We start from the raw sequence: 24,981 nt of genomic DNA, 5'->3' as shown, positions 1-24,981 counted from the left end.
GGATTCGGTGGCACGCTGGGCGGATGAGCCCGGACGACGATCCGACCGCGGACTTCCTCGACGAGGTCCGCGCGGAGGAAACGCCGTGGCGGCGCGACCGGCCGCCGGGGGAGCCGGCGCCGGAGCGCGCCGAGCGGCCCGAGCGGTGGGGACGCACCCGGGCGGCGGCCGCCCAGGCGGCGCCGTACCTCCAGGCCGCGGCGCTGGTGGCCTGGCTGGCCAGTGGTGCCTTCGACGACGGCTCGGGGAACCAGAGCGGCTGACGCGTCCAGCGTGGTTGACAGCGCCGGACCTGATTGATTACCGTCCGTGCCTTCTCGGGGTGGGGACGGCGAGAGGCAAGCGATGAGGTTCCCGGCGTTCACCGTGACTGTGACCCGCGAGGCCGGCTTGTGGACGGCCAGGGTGACCGGCGGCTCCGAAGCCGCGATCGCGGGCGAGTTCAAGCGGTTCACCGACATCGACCCCGGCATGCGCGAGCTCATCGCGGACCGGACCGGCGTCCCGGCCACGCGGTTCTACCTCCGGTGGCGCTACGAGTTCGAGGACGAGGACGCGACCGACCTCGTCCTGCAGTACCAGGAGGCGCACCGGATCGCCGAAGACGTCGCGGAGTGGCGCGAAGGGGTCCGCGCCCGCCTGGTTTCCGCGCTGAACGGCCAGATCTCGCAGCGCGCGATCGCCGATCTGCTGGGGCTGTCGCACCAGCGCGTCAACCAGATCGCGCACGAGCCCGTGCCGGAGGCGGCCGAGGTGGTCAAGCCCGGCCGCTGGGTGCCGCTCTAAAGCAGCCAGGCGGCGGCGTCGGCCGGCAGTTTGCCGTCCACCAGCGGGCTGCTCGAGAGCAGCACCTCGCCCGGCGGCAGCGCGATCGGGCTGGCCGAGGTGTTCAACGCGCACACGAGCCCGCCGCCCTTGCGGCGGAACGCGAAGCACCCCGCCGGCGCGCCGTACCACTCCAGCTCGTCGCCGCCGAACGCCGGGTGCGTCTTCCGCAGCTCGATCGCCTGGCGGTACAGGGAAAGCGTCGAGTCCTCGTCCTCGATCTGCTTCTCCACCGTCGACCCGGCCCACTCGGCGGGCATCGGCAGCCACGTCCGCGGGTTGCGCGAGAACCCGAACGGCGGCAGGTCGCCCTCCCACGGCAGCGGGACGCGCGAGACGTCCCGGCCGAACTCCGCGCCGCTCGTCTTGGCGCGCGGGTCCGCCATCTCCGCCACCGGGATGTCGACGTTGGCCAGGCCGAGCTCTTCGCCGTTGTACAGGTACACCGTGCCCGGCAGCGCCAGCTCCACCAGCGCCATCGCCCGGGCCCGCCGGACGCCCACCGCGCCCCCGCCGTAGCGGCTCACCTGCCGCCAGACGTCGTGGTTGCCGAGCGTCCACGTCGCCGGCGCCCCCGTGCGCGCCGGGACCGCCAGGGACCGCTCGATCGCCGTGCGCATCGCGTCCGCGTCGAAGTGGGTCAGCACCAGGCGGAAGTTGAACGCCAGGTGCAGCTCGTCCGGCCGCAGGTAGCGGGACAGGCGCTCCTCGTCGGTCACCCAGATCTCGCCGACCGCCATCGACTCCGGGAACTCGTCGAGCACCTTGCGGATCATCTGGTGGATCTCGTGGACGCCGTCGTAGTCCCAGCGCGGGTCGTAGTAGTGGCTCGGCCCGAGCGCGTCCGCGCGCGGGTCCATGTCCGGCAGGCCGGGTGGCTTGGCCATGCCGTGCGCGACGTCGATGCGGAAGCCGTCCACCCCGCGCTCGAGCCAGAACCGCAGTGTCCGCTCCAGGTCGGCGGCGACCTCGGGGTTGGCCCAGTTGAGGTCCGGCTGCTGGGGCGCGAACAGGTGCAGGTACCACTGGCCGTCGGGCACCCGGGTCCAGGCCGGGCCGCCGAACGCGCTGACCCAGTTGTTCGGCGGGTCCTCGCCCTGGGGGCCGACGCCGTCGCGGAAGACGTAGCGCTCCCGCTCCGGGCTGCCGGGCGCGGCCGCCATCGCGGACTTGAACCAGGCGTGCTGGTTGCTGGTGTGGTTCGGGACGACGTCGACGGTGACCTTGATGCCGCGCTTGTGCGCCTCGGTCAGCAGGACGTCGAAGTCGCCGAGGGTGCCGAACATCGGGTCGACGTCGCGCGGGTCGGCGATGTCGTAGCCGTGGTCGGCCATCGGGGAGCGGTAGAACGGCGTCAGCCACAGCGCGTCGACGCCCAGCAGCTCCAGGTAACCGAGCCGGGAGCGGATGCCTTCCAGGTCTCCGACGCCGTCACCGTCCGAATCGGCGAACGAGCGCACGTAGACCTGGTAGAAGACGGCATCTCGCCACCAGGCTCCCTCGCCCATCAGACGAAGCTGTTCATCATGCTGTGCGCGGCCATCTCCAGGTAGGCCCAGAGCTGCCCGCGGTACGGCTCCTCGAGGTTCTCCTCGTCGACGGCGATCCGGATGCAGCGCAGCCAGGCGTCGCGTTCGATGGGCCCGATCTTGAACGGCGCGTGCCGCATCCGCAGCCGCGGGTGCCCGCGCCGGTCGGAGTAGGTGTGCGGGCCACCCCAGTACTGCATGAGGAACAGCCGGAACCGCTCCTCGGCCGGCCCGAGGTCCTCCTCGGGGTAGAGCGGGCGCAGGATCTCGTCTCGCGCGACTTCCTCGTAGAAGCGCGCGACGATCCGGCGGAACGTGGGTTCGCCGCCCACCGCTTCGTAGAGGTTCGCCGGTTCGCTCACTGCAGACACGCCTCTCATTTTGCCCTTCCGGGTACGGGTTCCCGACGCCCGGTCCCGCCTCTGCCGGAAGGTCGCTGCCCCGTTCCCCAGCGTAACGACGCGGCCCGGGACGTGAGGCGGCTCACGTCCCGGGCCGCGGGGCTACTTCTCGACCGTCACGGTCGAGGTCGGGAACAACCGGCCCAGCGGCGGCTCGAAGCCGGCCTCCTCGAGCGCCGCCAGCAGCTGCGCGCGCAGGGCCCGCTGGACGGCCCACTGCTTGCCCGGCCGCACCTTCACGGTCAGGCGGAGCTGGATGCCCTCCGGGGTGACGCTCTCCACACCGAGCATCTCCGGCGGTTCCAGGACGTTCGCCTTGAGCGTCTCGCTTTCGGCCGCGGCCGAGGCGGCCCCGGCCAGCACGGTGGACGCGCGCTCGACGTCGGCGGTGTAGCCGAGCGGGACGTCGACGACCGCCACGGCGAAGCCCTGGCTCGAGTTGCCGACGCGCAGCACCTCGCCGTTGCGGACGTACCAGACCGTGCCCTTGAGGTCGCGCAGCGTGGTGATCCGCAGGCCGACGGCCTCGACGGTGCCGGTCGCCTCGCCGATGTCGATGACGTCGCCGACGCCGTACTGGTCCTCGACCATCATGAAGATGCCGGACAGGAAGTCCTTGACCAGGTTCTGCGCGCCGAACCCGATCGCGACGCCAATGATGCCGGCCGACGCGATGATCGGGCCGAGGTTCAGGCCGAGTTCGCCCAGCACGAGGATAAAGGCGAGGCCGTAGATCAGGAACGTGGTCATCGACTTCAGCACCGAGCCGATGGTCTGCGCGCGCTGGCGGCGCCGTTCGATCACGGCGGAGCCGAGCACTTCGGGGGCGCGCTCACGCAGGGGGCGCAGCAGCGCCGGCAGCTTCCCGTTCGACTTCGGGAGCGTCGTGACCCGGTTGATCACCCGTCTGATCAGCAACCGCACCACGAACGCGATCACGATGATCATCAGGATCTTCAACGGCTTGGTCAGCAGCCAGTTCGCCGAGCCGGCCAGCCACGCGTTCTTGGTGGCCTCGTACACCTGACCGCAGAAGGTGCTCGGGTCGGTGGCGCATGGCGGCATGGTGGCAGTCAGCAAGGGGATCACGGAGATCGATCAACCTTTCCGATCCGGTCGGTTTCGCCAACTTCGAGTGGATGTTGGGTCGCGCGGATGTGACACGTCATGTAACACACGTGCGCTGGGGGCCTGTTCTGTGGTCGACTATGCCTACGCCCCTGGAGGTGGTCGAGTGCCAGACCGACAACCCAGCCCCCGCGGCGCCTCCGGCCGAGCCACGGCCGACGAGACGCCAGAGGTGGTCCTGCGCGCCTATCCGGGGGGTTCCGCATCCGGCGGAGCCGCCCAGGTCGGGCCGGGGAGCCGCCCAGGGGGAATTACCCGCCCGCCCGGACAGCGTAGTAGAGGCCGGGATCCGGCTGCCCCGGCCTGGGGCCGGCGCCGGGTGCTCCTGCTCAACGCCACCTTCGAGCCGCTGACCGCGTTGCCGCTGCGGCGGGCCGTGGTCCTGGTGATGTGCGGCAAGGCCGAGGTGGTGCACGGCGACCCGGGCGGCATCGAGCTGCATTCGGCCAAGGTGTCGCTGCCGGTGCCCTCGGTGATCCGGCTCAGCACGTACGTGCGGGTGCCCTACCGGGCGCAGGTGCCGCTCACCCGCGCCGGGCTGATGCACCGCGACCGCTACCGCTGCGCCTACTGCGGCGGGCGGGCCGAGACGATCGACCACGTCGTCCCGCGCAGCCGGGGCGGCCCCCACAGCTGGACCAACTGCGTCGCCTGCTGCGCCAAGTGCAACCACCGCAAAGCGGACCGGATGCTCGCCGAGATCGGCTGGAAGCTGCGGGTCGTCCCGCGGGCCCCGCACGGCCCGCACTGGCGGCTGCTCGCGCACTCCAAGGAGGCCGATCCGCTCTGGCGGCCGTACCTCGGCTCCGCGGCGTGATCCGGCCCGGCTGACGGAGCCCCGGACATAACGGCGCCCCGGCTGCCTTGCGGCGGCCGGGGCGAGCCGGGTGCTTGCGCGTGTTCAGGTAGTGCGAGCGGCCCTGGGGTGCGCGGTCAGGCGGCCAGCGCGTAGTCGGCCTGGCAGGTGACGCGGGTCCCCATGGTGACGCGCGTGCCGCGGGTGACGCGGGTGCCTCGCGTGACGCGGGTGCCGCAGGTGACGCGCGTGCCGGCCGTGACCCGCGTGCCCATCGTGACGCGCGTGCCTCGGGTGACCCGGGTACCGCGGGTGACGCGCGTGCCGTTCGTCACCCGGGTGCCCATGGTGACGCGGGTGCCCGACGTCACACGTGTACCGCGAGTGACTCGTGTACCGCGGGTAACCCTTGTGCCCGCCGTCACACGCGTTCCGGGCACGAATTCGATGCCGCTCGGTGACGAGAAGGTCTCGGTGATCGCCTGTGCGGGGGTGTGGGCGCTGTTCATGGCAAGGCCTCCTGGGACCGGTGCGTTACCTGCTGGGGCTGGGGAGCGGGGCGCAAGGCCCGTACAGGTGAAAAAGCTACGAGGATTTCAAGGCTGCGACAAGACGACAGCGGCGGGTGCGGCCGCCTGTACGTTGAGTTGCAACCTTTCGGCCCGAAGGTCTTCGCCCCAACGTTCCAGTGGCCGCGAGCCAAGCGGCGGACGGCACTCGGCTTACGACGAACGGTCGAGTGCGGCGCGCGCGGTGGCCGCCGGGGTCATCCGATACGCTCAGCGCCGTGAACGTTGTCGAGACGATCGTGGTCTTCGCCGTGATCCCGCTGGCCATCTACGGTCTCGCCGGGCTGCTGACGCTCCGGCGCAGGTCCGGCGGTGCCCCGCGGTACCGGTCCGGCCAGGCCTGGGACTACCCGGCCATGTGGTGGAGCGCCAACCCCGACGGGGTGGGCGCGGGGCACCGGCACGCCGGAGCCGAGAACAGTGCGCCCGAGGGCGCCCCGACCGCGGCGGGAGGCGCTCGTGGCAACTGGTGAGCTGACGAAGCGCGTCGACGAGTCCGAGCTGGGCTACGGCGAGGGCCTGACGTCCAGCGGCCGCGTGTCGGCCGCGAAGATGTACGAGCCGGCGGCGCCGACGAGCCCGTTCACGACGCGGCAGCTGGCCCGCCTCGACGAGGCGCTGACGTTCGCGAGCCGGGAGACCGGCCTCGACTTCAGCCTGTACCTCGGCGAGCTGGGCGAGGACAGCCGCTCGACGGCGGAGAAGCTGCACGCGACGACGACGGACCCGGCGAACGCGGTCCTGATCGCGGTCTCCCCGGGCGAGCGCCTGATCGAGATCGTCACCGGCAAGACGGCCCACGTCCGCCTGCCCGACCGCGGCGCCAAGCTGGCGGTGGCGAGCATGGTGGCGTCCTTCAAGGAGGGCGACCTGGTCCGCGGGCTGGTCAACGGCCTCGCGAACGCCCTGCGCATGCTTTCCGACCAGGCTGGGCCCGCGCCCCGCTGACGGAGACACAGAAGAGCCCCGCACCTCGGCCGAGGTGCGGGGCTCTTTTCCTGTCTACCGCGGCTCTCGTGCGTGTTCAGGGCGGTTGGAACCGCCCTGAACACTCACGACCGGTCAGGCCTGGGCGTCGAAGTCCCGGGCGGCCAGCGCCCGCACGATCCCGGCCCGGCCTTCCGAAACCAGCCGGCGCAGAGCGTGGGAGTGCTCGCCCGCCAGCCACTCGTCGGACGCCGTCACCGTCTCCGGGGCCACCGCCCACGACGGGTACAGCCCGATCGCGATCGGCTGGGCACGCTCGCTCGAGCGGCGCTGCCACACCTCGTCGATGACCTCGAAGTACCGGCCCACGTACGAGCCCAGCAGCGCCTTCTGGCCCGGGTGCGAGAAGCCGGAGATGAGCGAGTCGCTGACCGCGTTGGGCAGCTCGTCGTCGTACACCGCCCGCTGCCACGCGTCGGCCTTGGCCTCCGGCGTCGGGCGCAGGGCGCGGCTGCGCTCCGCCTGGCGGCGGCCCGTCGCCGTGTTGTCGCGGGCCAGCTCGGCGTCGATCTCCGCCGAGTCCGCCTTGCCGTGCGCCACCAGGGCGTGCAGCAGGCGCCAGCGCAGGTCGGTGTCCACCGTGAGGCCCGGGAGGGGCGCCGAGCCGTCGAGCCAGCCGGACAGCACCGACAACGTGGCGTCGTCCAGCACCGACCCGGCCAGCGAGTTGACGAACGCCAGCTGGTGGTCCGAGCCCGGCTCGGCGCCGCGGGCCAGCTCCAGCAGCCGCGCCGTGAACGCCGGCCAGCCGCGGGCGGCCGCCCACTCCTGCTCGGCGTAGGAGTTCAGCGCCGTCTGGGCCTGCAGCAGCAGCCGCTGGACGACACCGACCTCGCTCTCGGTGTGGATGCCGCGCTGCACCAGCGTGACGAAGTCGCGGGCCTTCAGCTCGGCCTCGCGCGTCATCTCCCACGCCGCCGACCAGCAGAGCGTCCGCGGCAGCGGCTCGGTGATGTCGGCGACGCGGTCGATCAGCGTCGTCAGCGACGCCGGGTCGAGCCGCATCGTGCAGTACGTCAGGTCGTCGTCGTTGACCAGCACGAGCTTGCCCGCGGGCCGGCCGACCAGGTCGGGGACCTCGGTGCGCTCGCCGTCCACGTCCAGCTCGACGCGCTGGGTGCGGACGATCTTGCCGGAGCCGTCCTCGTCGTAGATCCCGACGGCGACGCGGTGCGTGCGCAGCTCACCGGCGCCCGGCTTCGCGCCCGTCTGCACGACCGCGAACGACGTGAACGTGCCGTCCGCGCCGACCTCGTAGCGCGGGCTCAGCGAGTTCAGCCCGGTCGTCTCCAGCCACTGCGCGCTCCACCACGACAGGTCGCGCCCGGACGCCTCTTCCAGCGCGCCCAGCAGGTCGGCCAGGGTGGCGTTGCCCCACGCGTGCTTGCCGAAGTACACCTTCAGGCCGTCGAGGAAGTGCTCGAGCCCGACGTACGCGACGAGCTGCTTGAGGACGCTCGCGCCCTTGGCGTAGGTGATGCCGTCGAAGTTCACCTCGACCGCGTGCAGGTCGACGATGTCGGCCGCGATCGGGTGCGTCGAGGGCAGCTGGTCCTGCCGGTAGGCCCACGACTTCTCGATGTTCGCGAAGCTGGTCCACGCGTTCTTGTACTCGGTGGCCTCGGCCTGGGCCAGCACGCTCGCGAAGGTCGCGAACGACTCGTTCAGCCACAGGTCGTCCCACCAGCGCATGGTGACCAGGTCGCCGAACCACATGTGCGCCATCTCGTGCAGCAGCGTCTCGGCGCGCCGCTCGTAGGCGTAGCGGGTGACGCGGCTGCGGAAGACGTAGTCCTCCAGGAACGTCACGGCGCCGGCGTTCTCCATCGCGCCCGCGTTGAACTCCGGCACGAACAGCTGGTCGTACTTGGAGAACGGGTAGGGCGTGCCGAACTTCTCGTGGTAGAAGCCGAAACCCTGCTTGGTCTCGGTGAACAGCTTGTCCGCGTCCATGTGCTCGGCCAGCGACGCGCGGCAGTAGACGCCCAGCGGGATCGTCTTGTGCTCGTCGGTGTACTCGTCGCGCCACTCGGCGTACGGGCCGGCGATCAGCGCGACCAGGTACGTCGAGAGCCGCTCGGACTCCTTGAACACCGTTCGGACGGCGCCTTCCGGCGTCTCCTCGGTGGACTCGGCCATCGTGTTCGAGACGACCTTCCAGTCCTTCGGCGCGACGACGGTCAGCCGGTAGACGGACTTCAGGTCGGGCTGGTCGAAGCAGGCGAACATCCGCTTCGCGTCCGCCGTCTCGAACTGCGAGTACAGGTAGACGCCGTCGTCGACCGGGTCGACGAACCGGTGCAGGCCTTCGCCGGTGTTCATGTAGCGGCAGTCGGCGGTCACCGTGAGCTCGTTCGCCTCGGCCAGGCCGGCGAGCGCGATGCCCTTGTCCTCGACGTACGTGCTGGTGTCGACGTCCGCGCCGTTCAGGGTCGCCGAGTGCACGCGGTCGGCGACGATGTCGACCCACGTGTCGGCACCGGCCCGGGCACTGGAGAACCGGACGGTCGTCTTCGACGCGAAGGTCTTCTCCCCGGGACCGCCGTGGCCGTCGGTGAGATCCAGCTCGATGTCGTATCCGGTGACGTCGAGCAGGTCCGCGCGCAGCTTGGCTTGGTCGCGGGTCAGGTTGGGGGCGGGCACAGGCACCTCTGGTCGTTGGTATCGGTTTTCAACTCCCCGCATCCAATCATGGGGACGGGGTGGCGGGCGATAAGGGAACAAGCCCGCACCCCGCGGTGTTGGCCCGTCGTGTGGGGGTCCGCCCACATCGAGACGTCACTCAGGAGTACCCCGATGACCGCTGCCGAGCAGCCCACGAAGGTCGATTTCTACTTCGACCCGATCTGCCCGTTCGCGTGGATCACCTCCCGCTGGATCCTGGAGGTGGAGAAGCACCGCAACCTCGACCTGCGCTTCCGGATCATGAGCCTGTCGGTGCTCAACGAGGGCCGGGACGAGCTGCCCGAGCAGTACAAGGAGCTGCTGGCGAAGGGCTGGGGCCCGGTGCGCGTGGCCGTGGCGCTGTCGCAGCTCAAGGGTGAGGAGATGCTGCGCGAGTACTACACCGAGTTCGGCACCCGCTACCACAACCAGGGCGTCAAGGACTACGACACGGTCATCAAGGAGGCCCTGGCGGCGATCGGCGCGCCGGCAGAGCTGGCCGAGGCCGCGCACTCCACGGAGTACGACGAGGCGCTGAAGAAGAGCCACCACGAGGGGATGGACCCGGTCGGCCAGGACGTCGGCACCCCGACGATCCACATCGACGGCGTGGCGTTCTTTGGTCCGGTGCTCAGCTCGATCCCGCGCGGCGAAGACGCGCTGAAGGTGTTCGACGGCGCCGTCGCGCTGGCGAGCTACCCGGACTTCTTCGAGCTGAAGCGCACCCGGACGGGCGAGCTGAACTTCGACTAAGGCGTGTTCAGGGCGGCCAAGGTGACGTCGCTGGGGTAGCGGGACGCGGCCACGGCGGCGACCTCGGTCGTTTCGCCGCGGCCCATCGCCGCCTTCAGCGCGATCAGCTCGTGCAGGCCGTGGCGGTGGTAGCGGAGGAAGTCGGCGTCGACCGGTTCGCCGTGCCCGGGGACGATCACCCGCGGCTTCAGCTCGAGGAGCCGGTCGAAGGTGTCCGGCCAGGCCGTCAGGTCCGAGCCGGCGCTGAAGGAGAACGCGCTGAAGCCGTGTTCGGCGTTCTCGACGACGTCGCCCGCGAAGAGCACGTCGACGTCCGGCACGTGCACGACGGCGTCGTGGTCGGTGTGGGCGCGGCCGGGGTGCAGCAGGACCGCCGTCCGGCCGCCCAGGTCGAGTTCGGCGCGGTCGGTGAACAGGTGGTCGGGCACGGCGAACGTGGTGCGCGCGATCGCGTCGGCGGTGTCCGTCTTGCCCTGTTCGCGGTAGTAGGCGATCCACTTGGCCCGGTCGTCCTCCGCGGACTCGGCCAGCTCGGCGCGGCAGCCTTCGTGCGCCCAGACCGCGCAGGGCAGGAACTGCTCGGTGCCCCAGGCGTGGTCGAAGTGGGCGTGCGTGTAGACCACCGACCAGGGCAGCGGCGTCAGTTCGCGGACCGCCGCGGCGAGTTCGGCGCCCTGCTCGAGGTCGCCGCGGGTGTCGACGACCAGGCAGCGTTCGGCGCCGACCACCAGCCCGACGGTCAGGTCCAGCTCCTCGTAGCGGCGCGCGTGCACGCCCTCGGCGACCTCGATCCAGCGCCCGGTCATGCGAGCACTCCTTCCGTCAGCATCGGAGCAGCATCGCTCACGTCGAGCCGGGCGGCCAGCGCGACGTCGCCGCCGTGCCCGGCTTCGGTCAGCTCACGCCCGGAGACGCAGCTTGCCAGCGCGTCGACGTCGACGCACCGCGCGGCGAAGGTGGCTTCGGGCGAGAGCGACAGCCCCAGCCCGGCCAGCGCCCCGGCGATCGCGCCCGCGCCCACCTGGTCTTCGACGCAGGGCCGCAGCGGGCCGAGTTCCTCGCCGTGGCCGAAGATGTCGACGCCCCAGCGTTCCCCGGCGGCGATGACACCGACCGGCCCGCCCAGCTCGCGGGCCTTCGCCGCGATCGCGGACGCGTTGCGCAGGCAGCCGGCCAGCACGTGCGCGCCGGTCGCCGACGCGGCGGCGCAGAGCGTCGCGCCGTTGGGCGAGGGGAGCGCGAGCAGGGTCCCCGGCGGGATTTCCGTCACAGAAGACGGCCTCAGGGTGAACTCGCTCTCACCCGCGACGACGGCTCCCGCGGCCCGCGCCTGCGCGACACCGCGTTCGTCGCGAAACCGCACGGGCAGCACGCGCCCGCCGCGGCCGACCACGAGATCCGTGGTGGTGCCGAAGGAAAGCACGTCGACGACGACCAGTACGGCGCATTCCCGGCCGAGCGCGCTCACCCCTTCGCCGCCCCAGTCGAGCCGGACGTCGTAGCCGGATTGCTCCCAGATGCCCACCCCCGGAGCATGCCGGACGCCGGGCGTGGTGGCAGACTCCCAGCCGTGCGTGTCTACTTGGGATCCGACCATGCCGGTTACGAGCTGAAGAACCACCTGGTGGCTCACCTGGAGAAGCAGGGCCACGAGGTCACCGACATCGGTCCGCACGTCTACGACGCGGCCGACGACTACCCGGCCTTCTGCGTCGAGACTGCGCTGCGCGTGGTGGCCGACGAAGGCAGCCGCGGCATCGTCGTCGGCGGCTCGGGCAACGGCGAGCAGATCGCCGCGAACAAGGTCCCCGGCGCGCGCGCCGGCCTCGCCTGGAGCGTCGAGACCGCCCAGCTGTGCCGCGAGCACAACCACGCCCAGCTGATCGGCGTCGGCGCCCGGATGCACACCGTCGAGCAGGCCACCGAGATCGTCGAAGCCTTCCTGGCGACCGAAGTTTCGCCGGAGGAGCGGCACGCGCGCCGCGTGCAGCAGCTGCTCGACTACGAGCGCACCGGAATCCCGCCGGCGCTGCCGGGGGCCTGATGCCCGAAGGGCACACGCTCCACCGGCTCGCGCGGCTGCACAAGCGCCGGTACGCCGGCGCCCCGGTCGAGGTGAGCAGCCCGCAGGGCCGGTTCGCCGCCGAAGCGTCCCGTTTGGACGGTCAGGTGCTCGTCGGCGCCGAGGCGTACGGCAAGCACCTGTTCCACGACTACGGTTCCCACGGGGTCGTGCACATCCACCTCGGGTTGTACGGCACGTTCGGCGAGTCGCCGCTGCCCGCGACGGAACCGGTGGGGCAGGTGCGGCTGCGCCTGGCCGGCCGGACGCACCTGACGGACCTGCGCGGGCCCAACCGCTGCGAGCTGCTTTCCCCCGACCAGGCGGACGCGATCAAGGCGCGGCTCGGCCCGGACCCGCTGCGCCGCGACGCGAAACCCGAGCGGGCCTGGGAACGCATCTCGCGCTCGAAGACGTCGATCGCCGCGCTGCTGATGGACCAGGCGGTGCTCGCCGGCGTCGGCAACGTCTACCGCGCCGAGGTGCTGTTCCGCCACGGCGTCGCGCCGCTGACGCCGGGCCGGGCCCTGGACCGGGCGCTGTGGGACGACATGTGGGCCGACCTGGTGACCCTGATGCGCGCCGGCGTCCGCGCCGGGCGCATCGACACGGTCCGGCCCGAGCACCTGCCGGAGGCGATGGGCCGCGCGGCGCGCGTCGACCGCCACGGCGGCGAGGTGTACGTCTACCGGCGGGCCGGTGAGCCCTGCCTGGTGTGCGGGACGCCGGTGGCGAACTCGGAGCTGGTGGGGCGCAACCTCTACTGGTGCCCGTCCTGCCAGCCGGCCTGACTCAGAGCCGGGCGGCGAAGGTCTTCGCGAACGTGTGGACGTCGCCGGGCCAGCGCGCCGAGACGTAGTTGCCGTCCTCGACGACGAACGCGGGCCGGGCGTCGTCGAGCCGGTCGCGGGCCCGGCCGCTCGCCCGGACGCGGTCGGTGGTGTCGAGGAAGTCCTCCGGACGCGCCAGGGCGCGCGTGACCTCCTGCTGCACCGACATGTACCCGTCGGGCTGACCGGGTTCTTCGCGGTAGGTGCGGTAGTAGTCCGGGTCCCAGAAGCGCGTGCGCCGCGCGATCCGCCACGCCGTGCGTTCCAGCGGCCAGGTCAGCGCCGTCGTGCGGCGGCCGTGCAGGACCGAGCGGCCGGTCCCGGGGTCCACGCTGCGCGCGGCGAGCAGGACGCCGTGGCAGATCGCGCCGACCGGCAGGTCGCGGCGGAACGCGTCGACGACCGTCTTCTGCAGCACCGGGCTTTCGAGGTACGCGCGCATGCCGCGGGCGCGGTGCCCGCCCGGCAGCAGCAGGCCGTCTTCGACTCCGGCCTCGTCCCAGCGGGACGGCGACCGCCACGCGGGATCGGCGAGCAGGGCGCGGTGGGCGTCCCGCGCGGCGCTGTCGGCGCGCAGGACCCGCCCGACCGCGACCAGCTTCTCCAGGCCCGGCACGCGGCCCCACGGGTCGAGGCCCCGGCCGGTTACCATCAGCTCGTCGCAGGCGGCCTGCGTGCCGTCCGGCGTCGCGAACCGCACGGTGTGCCCGGCGGCGGTGAGCACCGCGTGGCTCACCGCCACCTCGGACGGGTCCGAGTCGCGCGCCGGGACCGGGATCAGGACTGTCGCCATGCGCCAGACAATGCCAGCGCGACCTCAGAAGTCGAAGCCGCCCCCGTCGAAGCCACCGCCGTCGAAGCCGCCGCCGTCGAACCCGCCGCCGCCCCAGTCGCCGCCGCCCATGTCGCCGCCGCCGTCGAAGCCGTCGCCGCCGCCCATGTCACCGGACTCGAGCGCGTCCTGCTGGCCCGCGTCGTAGCCCGACTCCCAGGCCGAGGCGCTGGCGATGCCGCTCATGCCGGAGAACATCGCGCTGAAGAGGAACATCGAGCCGAGGCCCCAGGCACCGGCGACGAGCGCGGGCTTCCACCACGGCTCGCTGTACCAGCCCTGCGGCACCGGACGGCCCGCGACGCGGCCGCCGGGGTAGTAGTACGGCGTGTCCTGGCCGGCATCGGGGGACGCGGCGTAGTGCTGGCCCTCGACGTCCACCTCGCGGCGCTCGGTGACCTTGCCGGCGCGCTCGCGCTCGGCTTCCTCCGGCAGCTGCGGGCCGGGGTCCATGCCCATCGCGGTGCGCGCGGCGCGGACGTAGTAGAGACCTTCGACGGCGGTGTCCTTCACCAGCCGGGCCTGCTCGATGGTGCGGGCCTGCTCCAGCTGCGAGCCGGCCGCGTTGTAGCGCTCGCTCGCGTCCGCCATCGCCTGCATCGACGCGGTGTCGTTGCCGTTGAGGTTGAGGACCTGGCCGCCGAGCCGCTCGACCAGGCGCCGGGCGTCGGCCTTGGCGTCGTCCAGCTCGCGCTGGCGCGCCGCGGCCCGCTGCCGCGAAAAGTAGAGGCCGCCACCGACGATCACGACGACGAGCACGATCAGGAAGATCGCGGTGCCCATGGACCACTCCCAGATGTTCGGGGCTCGGTGACCGGAAGTCACCTTTGATTCGGACAACGCGGACGTTACGCGGAGGGTTCCCGGCGAGTGATCCGGCACACCGCACGCGCTGGCCGACCGAACTAGAACACGTTATAGTTCGGCCATGAAGTTCACCCTGTCGATCGCGATGAACCCCCTCGATCAGCTGGGCGAGCTCGCCCGTGCTGCCGAAGAGGCCGGCTTTGCGTCCATCGCCCTGCCGGACTCGCTCTTCTACTCCGAAACCGTGGACACGGACTACCCGTACACCCCCGACGGCAGCCGCTTCTGGACCGCGGAGACCCCCTGGGTGGACCCGCTGGTCGCGACCGCGTCGATGGGCGCGGTCACCAGCCGCATCCAGTTCTACACGTCCGTGCTGAAGCTCGGCTCGCGCAACCCCGTGCTGCTGGCCCGCCAGGTCGGCTCGGCGTCGGTGCTCACCGGCGGCCGGTTCGGGCTCGGCCTCGGCGTCGGCTGGCTGCCGCAGGAGTTCGAGTACTGCGGCGTGCCGTTCGAGCGGCGCGGCAAGCGCGTCGACGAGGCCATCGACGTGCTCAGGCTGATCCTCGACGGCGGCATGGTCGAGTACCACGGCGAGTTCTACGACTTCGACAAGCTGCAGATGAGCCCGGCGCCGCCGTCGCGCGTGCCGTTCTACATCGGCGGCCACACCGAGGTCGCGCTGAAGCGCGCCGCCCGGGTCGCCGACGGCTGGTCCTCGGCGATGATGAAGCTCGACGAGCTGCGCGACACCATCGCGCGCCTGAAGGAGCTGCTCGCCGAGCGCGGCCGCGCCGACGACCCGTTCGAGTACCAGGCGGTCTGCATCGACCGCTTCGGTCTCGACGGCTACCGCGAGCAGGCCGAGGTCGGCGTCACCGACATCATCACCATGCCGTGGGTGTTCGACGGCGTCGGCTTCGACGCGCCCGTCGAGCCGAAGCTCGAGGCGATCCGCAAGTTCGGGGCCGAGATCATCGACAAGTTCGAGGAGTGACGGGCATGGGCGTGCGGGTCAGCTGGGACACCGCGGCGGAGCAGCCGCCGGCGCGGCGCGCGGCGTTCGCGTCGATGACCGCGGTGACGGCGGGGGACAAGGACGCGTGGCTGGCGCTGTTCGCGCCCGACGCGGTCGTGGAGGACCCCGTCGGGCCGTCGTTCTTCGACGAGGAGGGCAAGGGCCACCACGGCCCCGAGGGCATCAGCGCGTTCTGGGACAAGACGATCGGCACCGTCGAGCGCTTCGAGTTCACCATCCGCGACTCGCACGCGGCGGGCGACGAGTGCGCCAACGTCGGCACGATCACGACGTACCTGCCGGGCGGCTACCGCGTCGACACCGACGGGGTGTTCGTCTACCGCGTCGGCGAGGACGGGCTGATCCGGTCGATGCGGGCGTTCTGGGAGACCGAGCGCGCGATGGCGACCGCGCGGCAGGTGACCGAATAGCGTCCCGGCCAGCGGAAACCCAATTTCATATCTGATACATGATCTCTTGACGCCCGGTTAGGCAGGTCCCTTTACTAACTGGTGTAGACCTCCGATGTCTCCACCAGGGAGCAAGCATGTCCTTCCTCCGACGCACGGCGGTCGCGGCCGCCGCGTTCGCGCTCGCGGCCAGCGGCACCGTCCTGAGCCAGTCCCCGGCTTCCGCGCTGGAGAACGGGCTCCTCCGCACGCCGCCGATGGGCTTCAACAACTGGAACTCCACCCAGTGCAAGGCCGACTTCACCGAGACGATGATCAAGGGGATCGCCGACATCTTCGTGACGAAGGGCCTCAAAGACGTCGGATACACCTACGTCAACATCGACGACTGCTGGGCGCTGCCGGACCGCGACGCGAAGGGCAATCTCGTCCCGGATCCGGTGCGCTTCCCGCACGGCATCAAGGCGCTCGCCGACTACGTCCACGGCAAGGGCCTGAAGTTCGGCATCTACACCAGCGCCGGCACGCACACGTGCAACAAGGCGGGCTTCCCCGGCGGCCTCGGCCACGAGCAGCAGGACGCGAACACCTTCGCCTCCTGGGGTGTCGACTACCTGAAGTACGACAACTGCAACAACCAGGGCGTCGACGCGCAGCAGCGCTACAAGGCGATGCGGGACGCGCTCGCGAAGTCGGGCCGCCCGATCGCGTACTCCATCTGCGAGTGGGGCCAGAGCAAGCCGTGGACCTGGGCCGCGCCCGTCGGGAACCTGTGGCGCACCACCGGCGACATCTCCGACAAGTGGTCGAGCATGATCTCGAAGGCGCAGGCCAACCGCGGGCTGGCGCAGTACGCCGGGCCGGGGCACTGGAACGACCCGGACATGCTCGAGGTCGGCAACGGCGGCATGACCGCGACGGAGTACCGCACGCACTTCAGCCTCTGGGCGATGATGGCCGCACCGCTGCTGATCGGCAGCGACCTGCGGAAGGTCTCCGACGACGACTTCTCGATCCTGAAGAACACCGACGTCATCGCGCTCGACCAGGACCCGCTGGGCAAGCAGGCGACGGTGCTCGGCTCGAACGGCGGCCTGGTCGTCTACAGCAAGGTGCTGGCCGACGGCGACCGCGCGGTGGCGCTGTCCAACGAAACCGCCGCGACGGCGACGATCAGCACGACGGCGGCCGCGACCGGCATCGGCGCCGCGTCGTCGTACACGCTGAAAGACCTGTGGAGCAAGGCTTCCCGGGTTTCGACGGGGGCGATCAGCGCGTCCGTGCCGGCGCACGCGACGGTGCTGTACCGCGTGTCCCGGGCCGGCGGCGCCCGCTACGAAGCCGAGTCGGCGGTGCTGTCCGCGGGCGGCACGGTGGATTCGAACCACGCGGGCTTCTCGGGGACGGGCTTCGCGAACGGCGCCAACGCGGTCGGCAGCTACGTCGAGTGGCAGGTGACCGGACCGGCGTCGGCGCTGACGTTCGGCTACGCGAACGGCACGGCGCCCGCGCGCCCGGTGGACATCGCGGTCGACGGCACGGTGATCGCGACCGCCGTGCCGTTCCCGCCGACGGGCGCGTGGACGACGTGGAGCACGGTGACGCGGCCGTACGCGCTCGGCGCGGGACAGCACACGGTGCGCCTCACCGCGACCACGGCCGACGGCCCGGCGAACCTGGACTACCTGGACACCTCCGGCTGACGCCCGGCACGACCTCAGCCGCGGCGGGCCGGGGGCCGGGCGTCGTACGCCGCGCGGGCCGCCTCGACCTTGCCGAGGTTCGGGGACCACTCGGCGAGGCTGGCGAACAGCGGCGCCAGGCTCCGGCCCAGCTCGCTGATCTCGTACTCGACCCGCGGCGGGACCTCGGCGTGGTAGGTCCGCTCGACGAGGCCGTCGCGCTCCAGCTGCCGCAGCCGCTGGGTGAGCACCTTCGGCGTGATCGTGGTGATGCGGCGCGCCAGCTCGACGAACCGCTGGCGCCCGTACTCGTTGAGCGTCCACAGGATCGGCGTCGTCCAGCGGCTGAACACGATGTCGACCACCGGCGCGATCGGGCAGGCCAGCTCGGGTGTGGTTCCGGTCACGTTCAGGGCCTCCAGCCAATACTTTCCTCTAGGTACCTACTATACGTCGGAATGTAGCGTCGTCCGCATGATCGTGGTGACCGGAGCGACGGGAAACGTCGGACGACCGCTGGTGCAGGCTTTGACGGCGGCGGGGGAAGAAGTAAGGGCGGTGTCCCGCCGCGGACCGACAACGGGTGACTTGGCGGACGCGGCGTCGTTGCGCCCGGCCTTCGAGGGTGCGTCGGCAGTGTTTCTGTTGCTGCCGCCCGATTTCCGGGGTGACCTGGAGCCGGTGCTGGAACACGCCGCCGGGGCGCGGGTGGTGTTGCTGTCTTCGCAGGGCGTCGGAACGGGCCGGCACCCTTCGTTCTTCGAAGACGCCGTGCGCGGTTCGAGTCCGGAGTGGACGGTACTGCGCCCGAGCGGGTTCGCCTCGAACGCCCTCCAGTGGGCGGAAAGCGTCCGCGCGTCCCGTGAGGTGGCGGCCCCGTTCGCGGACGTGGCCCTCCCGGTGATCGACCCCGCGGACATCGCGGAGGTGGCGGCCGCCGCGCTGCGGGACCCTTCGCACCACGGGCGCACGTACGAACTGACGGGCCCGGCGGCGGTGACCCCGCGCGAGCAGGCGGCGGCGATCGGCACGGCACTGGGCGAGCCGGTGCGGTTCGTCCCGCGGACGCGGGAGGAAGCGCGTTCCGTGATGCTGGGCTTCATGCCCGCCGAAGTCGCCGAGGCGACCCTGGACATCCTGGGGTCGCCCACGGAAGCGGAACAGCGGGTGAGCCCGGACGTCGAACGGGTGCTGGGCCGGCCACCGCGGCCGTTCGCCGACTGGGCGGCGCGCAACGCGGCGGCGTTCAAGTGAACGTCCTGGCCCACCGCGAAGAAGGCTCCGGCGCGCCGGTGGTTTTCCTGCACGGCAACCCGACGTCGTCGCACCTGTGGCGCGACGTGCTGCCCGGCGTGCCCGGGCGCCGCCTGGCGCCGGACCTGATCGGCATGGGTGACTCGCCCAGGCCGGCCATCGAGTACACGTTCGACGACCACGCGCGGCACCTCGACGCCTGGTTCGACGCCCTGGACCTGACGGACGTGGTCCTGGTCGGCCACGACTGGGGTGGCGCGCTGGCGGCGGACTGGGCGGCGCGCCACCCCGGGCGGGCCCGGGCCCTGGCGTTCACCGAAGCCGTTTTGAAACCGATGACGTGGGAAGAGTTCCCGCCCGTGGGCGCGGAGGTGTTCCGCGCGGTCAAGGGAGCGGCGCCCGAGCCGGTGATCGCGGACTTCCTCGCCTCGCTCCCGCGCGAGTACGCGCGCATGTATCCGACCCCGGAGTCCCGCGTCCCGTTGGTGCGCTGGGCCCGTTCGATGCCGCTGGGTGGCGAGCCGGCCGACGTGGTGGCCCGGATCGAGGCGTTCGACGCCTGGCTCGCGTCGACGCCGGAAATCCCGAAGCTGCTCATCACGTTCGAGCCCGGCTTCGACACGATGCTGACGCGGCCGATGCTCGACTGGTGCGCGGAGACGTTCGCGGCGCTGGAGGTCGTCCACCACCCGGTGGTGGCGGGCCACCACACCCCGGAGGAACAGCCGCACCTGCTCGCGGAGACGCTGGCGAAGTGGCTGTCCGCCTGAGCGCGGCCCCGGCGCGCAATCTGGGACAACTCCGCGGCCGGGCGCGCTCGTATCCTCGACGTCGGCCGGTTCCTCCGAGGCAAGGACTCCGCATGGACGAAGCACGGATGTGGGCAGGGATCGAGCAGGCCCGGTTGCGGCTGGCGGATCTCGTCGACGGGCTTCCCGCGGAGGACTGGGAACGGCCTTCGCTGTGCGAGGGGTGGCGGGTCCGCGACGTCGTGGCGCACGTGGCCGGCAACGCGCGGTTCGGCGTGGGGGACTGGCTGCGCGAGGCGGTGCGGGCGCGGGGCAGCTTCAACCGCATGATCCTGGACTCGGGCCGCCGCCTGGGCGCGGAGCCGACGAGCGAGACCGTCGCCCGGCTGCGCGAGTTCGCCGCGTCCCGCAAGGTCCCGCCGGCCCCCGGCGCGGGCGCGGACTCGACGATCATGGACGTCCTGACGCACACCCAGGACGTCGCCCTGGCGCTGGGCCGCGAGCCGGAGATCCCGCCGGAGGACGCGGTGGCGGGCCTGGGCAGCCTGTGGAAGCTGCGCTTCCCGTTCAACCCGCGCAAGCAGCTGGCCGGCCTGCGCCTGGTGGCCGAAGACGCGGACTGGGCGGTCGGAACCGGGCCCGAAGTCCGGGGCAAGGCCTCGGCGTTCCTGCTCCTGCTGACCAACCGCCCGGCGGCCTACGCCCGCCTGACGGGGCCGGGCCTGGACCTCGCCCGCGAGAAGCAAGCAGCCTGAACCGGGTGGACAAGTGGTCGGGATGACAGGATTTGAACCTGCGACCCTTCGCTCCCAAAGCGAATGCGCTACCAAGCTGCGCCACATCCCGTGACACCCCCAGGGGGGTGTGTGATCAGACTAGCGGGTCACGCTATCCTGGCCACGCACCCGGGTCCCTCGGGGGCACGCGGGTGTAGCTCAATGGTAGAGCCCTAGTCTTCCAAACTAGCTACGCGGGTTCGATTCCCGTCACCCGCTCCGTTCAGGGATGCGGCGTCGCGAGCCGATGCCGCGTCCGCCTCCAGTTTGGTCGCGATCACGTCCAGCAGCTTGTCCGTGTCGACCGGCTTCGTGATGTATTCGTCCGCGCCGCTCGCCAAGGTCCTGGCGCGGTCCTCCGGGGTGGCCTTGGCGGTGACCGCGATCACCGGGAGGTCGGCGTTGGCCGCCTCGGCGCGGATCGCCGCGATCGTCGCGTTCCCGTCCAGCTCCGGCATCATCACGTCCATCAGCACCAGGGCCGTGTCCTCGTTGCGCTCCAGGGCGCGGATGCCGTCGACGCCCGTTTCCGCGTAGACCACCTCCAGGCCCGCCTGCTCCAGGACGGCCGCCAGCGCGAAGACGTTGCGGAGGTCGTCGTCGACGATCAGGACCTTCTCGCCGTGGAAGCGCTTCGGCGTGACGTCGGGGGCCGCCACCAGGACCGTGCTCGGGACCGGGGGCAGCCGGGGCGAGGACAGCGCCGTCACGGCCGGGTCGACCAGGTTGGCCGCGGCCACCGGGAGGTACAGCGTGAACGTCGAACCGACGTTCGGCTCGCTCACGACCCGCAGCTCGCCGCCCAGCAGCTCGGTCAGCTGCTGGCTGATGTTCAGGCCCAGCCCGGTGCCGCCGTACTTGCGGCTGGTCGTGCCGTCCGCCTGGCGGAACGCCTCGAAGATGACCGCCAGCTTCTCCTCCGGGATGCCGATCCCGGTGTCCTCCACCGCGAACGCGATGATGCCGGGCGCGCCCTTGAGGCTCTCCTGCTCGACCTCCGCCGGGTCGGCCGCGCGGATGTGGAGCCGGACGCCGCCCTCGTCGGTGAACTTCGCCGCGTTGGACAGCAGGTTCCGGAGGATCTGCTGCAGCCGGTGCTCGTCGGTGTGGACGCTGCCCGGCACCGGCGGGTCGATGTGGACGGCGAACTCCAGGCCCTTGTCCGCGGTCAGCGGGCGGCACAGCGACTCGACGTAGTCCACGAGCTCCGGCAGCGTGATGTCGGTCATCTGCAGGTCGAGCCGGCCCGCTTCGACCTTCGCCAGGTCGAGGATGTCGTTGATCAGCTGCTGCAGGTCCGAGCCGGCCGCGTAGATCGTCTTCGCGAACTGGATCTGCTTCTCCGTCAGGTTCCCTTCCGGGTTCTCCGACAGCAGCTTCGCGAGGATCAACGCGCTGTTCAACGGCGTCCGCAGCTCGTGCGACATGTTCGCCATGAACTCGGTCTTGTACTGCGACGCCACCGTCAGCTGCCCGGCGCGCTCCTCCAGCTCCTGGCGCGCCTGCTCGATCTCGCTGTTCTTGACCTCGATGTCGCGGTTCTGCTGGGCCAGCAGCGCCGCCTTCTCGGCCAGTTCGGTGTTGGACCGCCGCAGCTCGCCCTGCTGGGCCTGCAGCTGCTCCGAGCGCGCCCGCAGCTCCTGCGCCAGGCGCTGCGACTCGGTCAGCAGCGCCTCGGTGCGCGAGTTCGACAGGATCGTGTTCACGTTGACGCCGATCGTGTGCCGCAGCTGCTCCAGCAGGTCCTGGTGCACGGTGCTGAACTCGTTGACCGAGGCCAGTTCCAGCACGCCGAGCACCTCGCCCTGGAACAGCACCGGCAGCACGATCAGGTTGACCGGCGCGGCCGAGCCGAGCCCGGACGACACCAGCGCGTACTCCGGCGGTGCGTTGTGGACCAGGATCGTGCGGTGGTCGACCGCGGCCTGCCCGATCAGCGACTCGCCGAGCGCGAACCGCAGGCCGGCGCGGGACTGGGCGAGCCCGTACGCGGCGATGCACTCCAGCACCGTGCCGTCGCGGTCGTCGTCGCGGGCCAGGAAGAACGCGCCCTGCTGCGCCCGGACCAGCGGCGCCAGCTCGGACAGGATCAGCGCGGCGACCGACGCCAGGTCGCGGTGCCCCTGCATCCGGCCCGACAGCTGCGCGAGGTTCGTCTTCAGCCAGTCCTGCTCGCGGTTGGTCCTCGTCGTCTCCTTGAGGTTCGCGATCATCTGGTTGATGTTGTCCTTGAGGTCGGCGACCTCGCCGGACGCGTCGACCGTGATGTGCCGGGTCAGGTCGCCCGCCGTCACGGCGGTGGCGACCTGCGCGATCGCCCGGACCTGCGTGGTCAGGTTCCCGGCCAGCTGGTTGACGCTCTCGGTGAGCCGCTGCCAGGTACCGGACACGCCGCCGACCTCGGCCTGGCCGCCCAGCTTGCCCTCGGTACCGACCTCGCGCGCCACGCGCGTGACCTCCGAGGCGAACGCCGAGAGCTGGTCGACCATCGTGTTCATCGTGGTCTTGAGCTCGAGGATCTCGCCGCGCGCGTCGACGTCGATCTTCTTCGTCAGGTCGCCCTTCGCGACCGCGGTGGTCACCTGCGAGATGTTGCGCACCTGGCTGGTCAGGTTGTGCGCCATGAAATTGACGTTCTCGGTCAGGTCCTTCCAGGTCCCGGCGACGCCCGGGACGCGGGCCTGGCCGCCGAGGATGCCTTCGGTGCCGACCTCGCGCGCGACGCGGGTGACCTCGTCGGCGAACGCGCGCAGCGTCTCGACCATGCCGTTCAGCGTCTCGGCCAGCGCCGCGACCTCGCCCTGGGCGTCGATCGAGATCTTCTTCGACAGGTCGCCGTTCGCGACGCCGGTCGCGACCGTGGCGATGCTGCGGACCTGGTCGGTCAGGTTCGTCGCCATGACGTTGACGTTGTCGGTCAGGTCCTTCCACGTGCCCGCGACGCCGCGGACGGTGGCCTGGCCGCCGAGCTTGCCTTCGGTGCCGACTTCGCGGGCGACGCGGGTGACTTCGTCGGCGAAGGCGGAGAGCTGGTCGACCATGGTGTTGAGGGTGGTCTTGAGCTCGAGGATCTCGCCGCGGGCGTCGACGGAGATCTTCTGCGTCAGGTCGCCCTTCGCGACCGCCGACGTCACCGTGGCGATGTTCCGGACCTGCTCGGTCAGGTTGTTCGCCATGAAGTTGACGTTGTCGGTGAGGTCCTTCCAGGTCCCGGCGACGCCGGGCACGGTGGCCTGGCCGCCGAGCTTGCCTTCGGTGCCGACTTCGCGGGCGACGCGGGTGACTTCGTCGGCGAAGGCGGAGAGCTGGTCGACCATGGTGTTGAGGGTGGTCTTGAGCTCGAGGATCTCGCCGCGCGCGTCGACCGCGATCTTCTGCGTCAGGTCGCCGCGCGCGACGGCCGTCGCGACCTGGGCGATGTTGCGGACCTGGGTGGTCAGGTTGTTCGCCATGAAGTTCACGGACCCGGTGAGGTCGCGCCACGTGCCGGCGACGCCCGGGACCTGCGCCTGCCCGCCCAGCTGACCTTCGGTGCCGACCTCGCGGGCGACGCGGGTGACCTCGTCGGCGAACGCCGAGAGCTGGTCGACCATCGTGTTCATGGTCGTCTTGAGCTCGAGGATCTCGCCGCGCGCGTCGACCGTGATCTTCTGGGTCAGGTCGCCCTTCGCCACGGCCGTGGTCACGTGCGAGATGTTGCGGACCTGGTCGGTGAGGTTGTCGGCCATGCCGTTGACCGAGTCGGTGAGGCTGCGCCACGTCCCGGCCGCGCCCGCCACCTCGGCCTGGCCGCCCAGCTTGCCCTCCGAGCCGACCTCGCGCGCCACGCGCGTGACTTCGCCGGCGAAGGCGGAGAGCTGGTCGACCATGGTGTTGAGGGTGTTCTTCAGCTGCAGGATCTCGCCGCGGGCGTCGACGTCGATCTTCTTCGTCAGGTCGCCGTTGGCCACCGCGGTCGCCACCAGCGAGATCGCGCGGACCTGGTCGGTGAGGTTGTCGGCCATCTGGTTGACCGAGTCGGTGAGGTCGCGCCAGGTCCCGGCGACGCCGGCGACCTGGGCCTGGCCGCCGAGCTTGCCGTCGGAGCCGACCTCGCGCGAAACCCGGGTGACCTCGTCGGCGAACGACGACAGCTGGTCGACCATGGTGTTGATCGTGTTCTTGAGCTCGAGGATCTCGCCGCGGGCGTCGACGGTGATCTTCTGGGTCAGGTCCCCGCGCGCGACGGCCGTGGTGACCTGCGCGATGTTGCGGACCTGGTCGGTGAGGTTGTCGGCCATCCCGTTGACGGAGTCGGTCAGGTCGCGCCAGGTGCCGGACACGCCCGGCACGACCGCTTGGCCGCCGAGACGTCCCTCACCCGCGATCTCGCCGGAGAGCCTCGTCACTTCGGCGGCGAAGCGGGACAGCTGCGCGATGAGGCCGTTGACCGTCTTCGCCAGGGCCGCGTACGCGCCCTGCAGGGGACGGCCGTCCAGCGTCATGGTCATCGGCTGGGAGAGGTCGCCCTCGGCGACCGCGCCGAGCACCCGGTCCAGCTCGATGGTGGGCCGGGTGAGGTCCTCGACCAGGCCGTTGACGGCCTCGACTGCGGTGTTCCAGCCGCCGGGGCCGACCTCGGCCTCCAGCCGCTCGCTCAGCCTGCCGTCCTGGCCGACGGCCGCGCGGACCCGTAGCAGCTCGCTGACCAGCCGCTGGTTGCGCTCGGCGATGTCGTTGAACGCGACCGCGAGCTGGGCCGAGATGCCGTCGCCGTGCGGGACGAGCCGCCGGCGGAAGTTGCCGTCCCCGAGATCCCGCACCGCCACGAGCAGCCGCTCCAGCGCCGCCGCCTCGCTCTGGGATTCCGTTGTCATGTGTGCCGACCCTCTCCACCACGCATGCGCCAGCCATGGTCTCCGACCCAGCG

25 protein-coding genes and 2 tRNA genes are annotated in these 24,981 nt (G+C 71.3%); 15 read left to right on the top strand and 12 right to left on the bottom strand.

From position 1 onward, the window contains the following. Window positions 1–23: 23 nt before the first annotated feature. Together ACYVLJ_RS36350 and ACYVLJ_RS36345 are read left to right on the top strand one after the other, a co-directional pair. Window positions 24–263, top strand: a complete 240-nt coding sequence (locus ACYVLJ_RS36350; RefSeq protein WP_451978265.1) for a hypothetical protein — start codon at window positions 24–26, stop codon at window positions 261–263. A gap of 103 nt (window positions 264–366) precedes the next feature. Continuing rightward, window positions 367–786 carry a hypothetical protein gene (locus ACYVLJ_RS36345; protein WP_451978268.1) on the top strand — a complete coding sequence of 140 codons (420 nt, stop codon included), beginning with the start codon at window positions 367–369 and terminating at the stop codon, window positions 784–786. Here the strand turns inward: ACYVLJ_RS36345 and ACYVLJ_RS36340 are convergent. The 3 genes from ACYVLJ_RS36340 to ACYVLJ_RS36330 form a co-directional block, all read right to left on the bottom strand. Then, a complete protein-coding gene (locus ACYVLJ_RS36340; RefSeq protein ID WP_460442084.1) occupies window positions 783–2,333 on the bottom strand; it encodes a glycoside hydrolase family 13 protein in 1,551 nt (516 codons plus the stop codon). The two genes, ACYVLJ_RS36345 and ACYVLJ_RS36340, sit on opposite strands and share 4 nt — an antisense overlap. Then, window positions 2,333–2,716: a globin gene (locus tag ACYVLJ_RS36335; RefSeq protein WP_072477289.1), complete on the bottom strand. Its 384-nt coding sequence runs from the start codon at window positions 2,714–2,716 to the stop codon at window positions 2,333–2,335. The genes ACYVLJ_RS36340 and ACYVLJ_RS36335 overlap by 1 nt, the downstream gene beginning before the upstream one ends. A gap of 141 nt (window positions 2,717–2,857) precedes the next feature. Beyond that, window positions 2,858–3,820: a mechanosensitive ion channel family protein gene (locus tag ACYVLJ_RS36330; RefSeq protein WP_451979016.1), complete on the bottom strand. Its 963-nt coding sequence runs from the start codon at window positions 3,818–3,820 to the stop codon at window positions 2,858–2,860. Between the two features lie 382 nt (window positions 3,821–4,202). On the opposite strand from ACYVLJ_RS36330, the gene ACYVLJ_RS36325 reads away from it, so the two are divergent. After that, window positions 4,203–4,700, top strand: a complete 498-nt coding sequence (locus tag ACYVLJ_RS36325; protein WP_451978274.1) for an HNH endonuclease — start codon at window positions 4,203–4,205, stop codon at window positions 4,698–4,700. A 116-nt stretch (window positions 4,701–4,816) separates the two neighbouring features. Here the strand turns inward: ACYVLJ_RS36325 and ACYVLJ_RS36320 are convergent, their stop codons facing one another. After that, window positions 4,817–5,188, bottom strand: a complete 372-nt coding sequence (locus ACYVLJ_RS36320) for a hypothetical protein (protein ID WP_460442083.1) — start codon at window positions 5,186–5,188, stop codon at window positions 4,817–4,819. A 278-nt stretch (window positions 5,189–5,466) separates the two neighbouring features. On the opposite strand from ACYVLJ_RS36320, the gene ctaJ reads away from it, so the two are divergent. Together ctaJ and ACYVLJ_RS36310 are read left to right on the top strand one after the other, a co-directional pair. Then, on the top strand, window positions 5,467–5,721 hold the full coding sequence (ctaJ, locus tag ACYVLJ_RS36315; protein ID WP_451978280.1) for an aa3-type cytochrome oxidase subunit CtaJ: 255 nt from the start codon (window positions 5,467–5,469) through the stop codon (window positions 5,719–5,721). Next, window positions 5,708–6,196, top strand: coding sequence for a DUF5130 family protein (locus tag ACYVLJ_RS36310; protein WP_451978282.1), 489 nt, complete (start codon window positions 5,708–5,710; stop codon window positions 6,194–6,196). The genes ctaJ and ACYVLJ_RS36310 overlap by 14 nt, the downstream gene beginning before the upstream one ends. 114 nt (window positions 6,197–6,310) lie before the next feature. On the opposite strand, the gene pepN is transcribed toward ACYVLJ_RS36310, so the two are convergent. After that, the gene (gene pepN, locus ACYVLJ_RS36305; protein WP_460442138.1) at window positions 6,311–8,878 is read right to left on the bottom strand and encodes a M1 family aminopeptidase; all 2,568 of its coding nucleotides are present in this window, start codon (window positions 8,876–8,878) and stop codon (window positions 6,311–6,313) included. 153 nt (window positions 8,879–9,031) lie between these two features. Between pepN and ACYVLJ_RS36300 the strand changes: the two genes are divergently transcribed. Continuing rightward, window positions 9,032–9,652 carry a mycothiol-dependent nitroreductase Rv2466c family protein gene (locus ACYVLJ_RS36300; RefSeq protein ID WP_449689489.1) on the top strand — a complete coding sequence of 207 codons (621 nt, stop codon included), beginning with the start codon at window positions 9,032–9,034 and terminating at the stop codon, window positions 9,650–9,652. Here the strand turns inward: ACYVLJ_RS36300 and ACYVLJ_RS36295 are convergent. Both ACYVLJ_RS36295 and ACYVLJ_RS36290 read right to left on the bottom strand, forming a co-directional pair. Next, window positions 9,649–10,458 carry an MBL fold metallo-hydrolase gene (locus ACYVLJ_RS36295; RefSeq protein ID WP_460442082.1) on the bottom strand — a complete coding sequence of 270 codons (810 nt, stop codon included), beginning with the start codon at window positions 10,456–10,458 and terminating at the stop codon, window positions 9,649–9,651. The two genes, ACYVLJ_RS36300 and ACYVLJ_RS36295, sit on opposite strands and share 4 nt — an antisense overlap. Further along, a complete protein-coding gene (locus ACYVLJ_RS36290; RefSeq protein WP_460442081.1) occupies window positions 10,455–11,177 on the bottom strand; it encodes a 2-phosphosulfolactate phosphatase in 723 nt (240 codons plus the stop codon). The genes ACYVLJ_RS36295 and ACYVLJ_RS36290 overlap by 4 nt, the downstream gene beginning before the upstream one ends. A 45-nt stretch (window positions 11,178–11,222) precedes the next feature. Here ACYVLJ_RS36290 and ACYVLJ_RS36285 point away from each other — a divergent pair, with 45 nt between their 5' ends. Together ACYVLJ_RS36285 and ACYVLJ_RS36280 are read left to right on the top strand one after the other, a co-directional pair. Further along, the gene (locus ACYVLJ_RS36285) at window positions 11,223–11,696 is read left to right on the top strand and encodes a ribose-5-phosphate isomerase (protein ID WP_451978291.1); all 474 of its coding nucleotides are present in this window, start codon (window positions 11,223–11,225) and stop codon (window positions 11,694–11,696) included. Beyond that, a complete protein-coding gene (locus tag ACYVLJ_RS36280; protein WP_460442080.1) occupies window positions 11,696–12,505 on the top strand; it encodes an Fpg/Nei family DNA glycosylase in 810 nt (269 codons plus the stop codon). Before ACYVLJ_RS36285 ends, ACYVLJ_RS36280 begins: the two co-directional genes overlap by 1 nt. Before the next feature lies 1 nt (window position 12,506). On the opposite strand, the gene ACYVLJ_RS36275 is transcribed toward ACYVLJ_RS36280, so the two are convergent. Both ACYVLJ_RS36275 and ACYVLJ_RS36270 read right to left on the bottom strand, forming a co-directional pair. Further along, window positions 12,507–13,337, bottom strand: coding sequence for a type 1 glutamine amidotransferase family protein (locus ACYVLJ_RS36275; RefSeq protein ID WP_460442079.1), 831 nt, complete (start codon window positions 13,335–13,337; stop codon window positions 12,507–12,509). Window positions 13,338–13,361: 24 nt separating this feature from the next. After that, complete coding sequence (locus tag ACYVLJ_RS36270) at window positions 13,362–14,159, bottom strand: hypothetical protein (protein WP_460442078.1); 798 nt, start codon at window positions 14,157–14,159, stop codon at window positions 13,362–13,364. 145 nt (window positions 14,160–14,304) lie between these two features. Here ACYVLJ_RS36270 and ACYVLJ_RS36265 point away from each other — a divergent pair, with 145 nt between their 5' ends. From ACYVLJ_RS36265 to ACYVLJ_RS36255, 3 genes are all read left to right on the top strand, one after another. After that, a complete protein-coding gene (locus tag ACYVLJ_RS36265) occupies window positions 14,305–15,180 on the top strand; it encodes a TIGR03619 family F420-dependent LLM class oxidoreductase (protein WP_451978303.1) in 876 nt (291 codons plus the stop codon). A gap of 5 nt (window positions 15,181–15,185) precedes the next feature. Then, on the top strand, window positions 15,186–15,632 hold the full coding sequence (locus tag ACYVLJ_RS36260) for a nuclear transport factor 2 family protein (RefSeq protein WP_451978306.1): 447 nt from the start codon (window positions 15,186–15,188) through the stop codon (window positions 15,630–15,632). A 116-nt stretch (window positions 15,633–15,748) separates the two neighbouring features. Next, complete coding sequence (locus ACYVLJ_RS36255; RefSeq protein WP_460442077.1) at window positions 15,749–17,314, top strand: carbohydrate-binding protein; 1,566 nt, start codon at window positions 15,749–15,751, stop codon at window positions 17,312–17,314. A 14-nt stretch (window positions 17,315–17,328) separates the two neighbouring features. Here the strand turns inward: ACYVLJ_RS36255 and ACYVLJ_RS36250 are convergent, their stop codons facing one another. Then, on the bottom strand, window positions 17,329–17,700 hold the full coding sequence (locus ACYVLJ_RS36250; RefSeq protein ID WP_460442076.1) for a winged helix-turn-helix transcriptional regulator: 372 nt from the start codon (window positions 17,698–17,700) through the stop codon (window positions 17,329–17,331). A gap of 67 nt (window positions 17,701–17,767) precedes the next feature. Here ACYVLJ_RS36250 and ACYVLJ_RS36245 point away from each other — a divergent pair, with 67 nt between their 5' ends. The 3 genes from ACYVLJ_RS36245 (at window position 17,768) to ACYVLJ_RS36235 (ending at window position 20,051) form a co-directional block, all read left to right on the top strand. Next, the gene (locus ACYVLJ_RS36245; RefSeq protein WP_460442075.1) at window positions 17,768–18,547 is read left to right on the top strand and encodes an NAD(P)H-binding protein; all 780 of its coding nucleotides are present in this window, start codon (window positions 17,768–17,770) and stop codon (window positions 18,545–18,547) included. Beyond that, window positions 18,544–19,317: a haloalkane dehalogenase gene (locus ACYVLJ_RS36240; RefSeq protein WP_460442074.1), complete on the top strand. Its 774-nt coding sequence runs from the start codon at window positions 18,544–18,546 to the stop codon at window positions 19,315–19,317. The genes ACYVLJ_RS36245 and ACYVLJ_RS36240 overlap by 4 nt, the downstream gene beginning before the upstream one ends. 92 nt (window positions 19,318–19,409) lie before the next feature. Then, entirely contained in the window at window positions 19,410–20,051 is a 642-nt protein-coding gene (locus ACYVLJ_RS36235) for a maleylpyruvate isomerase family mycothiol-dependent enzyme (RefSeq protein ID WP_460442073.1), read from the top strand. A 14-nt stretch (window positions 20,052–20,065) separates the two neighbouring features. Here ACYVLJ_RS36235 and ACYVLJ_RS36230 read toward each other — a convergent pair. Further along, window positions 20,066–20,142 (bottom strand) — tRNA-Pro (locus tag ACYVLJ_RS36230). Between the two features lie 78 nt (window positions 20,143–20,220). Between ACYVLJ_RS36230 and ACYVLJ_RS36225 the strand changes: the two genes are divergently transcribed. Further along, window positions 20,221–20,291: transfer RNA gene (locus ACYVLJ_RS36225), tRNA-Gly, on the top strand. On the opposite strand, the gene ACYVLJ_RS36220 is transcribed toward ACYVLJ_RS36225, so the two are convergent. Continuing rightward, window positions 20,246–24,928 (bottom strand): HAMP domain-containing protein, encoded by a 4,683-nt coding sequence (locus ACYVLJ_RS36220; RefSeq protein WP_451979022.1) that lies wholly within the window; start codon window positions 24,926–24,928, stop codon window positions 20,246–20,248. The two genes, ACYVLJ_RS36225 and ACYVLJ_RS36220, sit on opposite strands and share 46 nt — an antisense overlap. Window positions 24,929–24,981 lie beyond the last annotated feature (53 nt).

This window comes from Amycolatopsis stemonae (genome assembly GCF_054781455.1).
The sequence above is the reverse complement of the archived record's forward strand: the minus strand, read 5'-3'. Positions and strand labels throughout refer to the sequence as shown.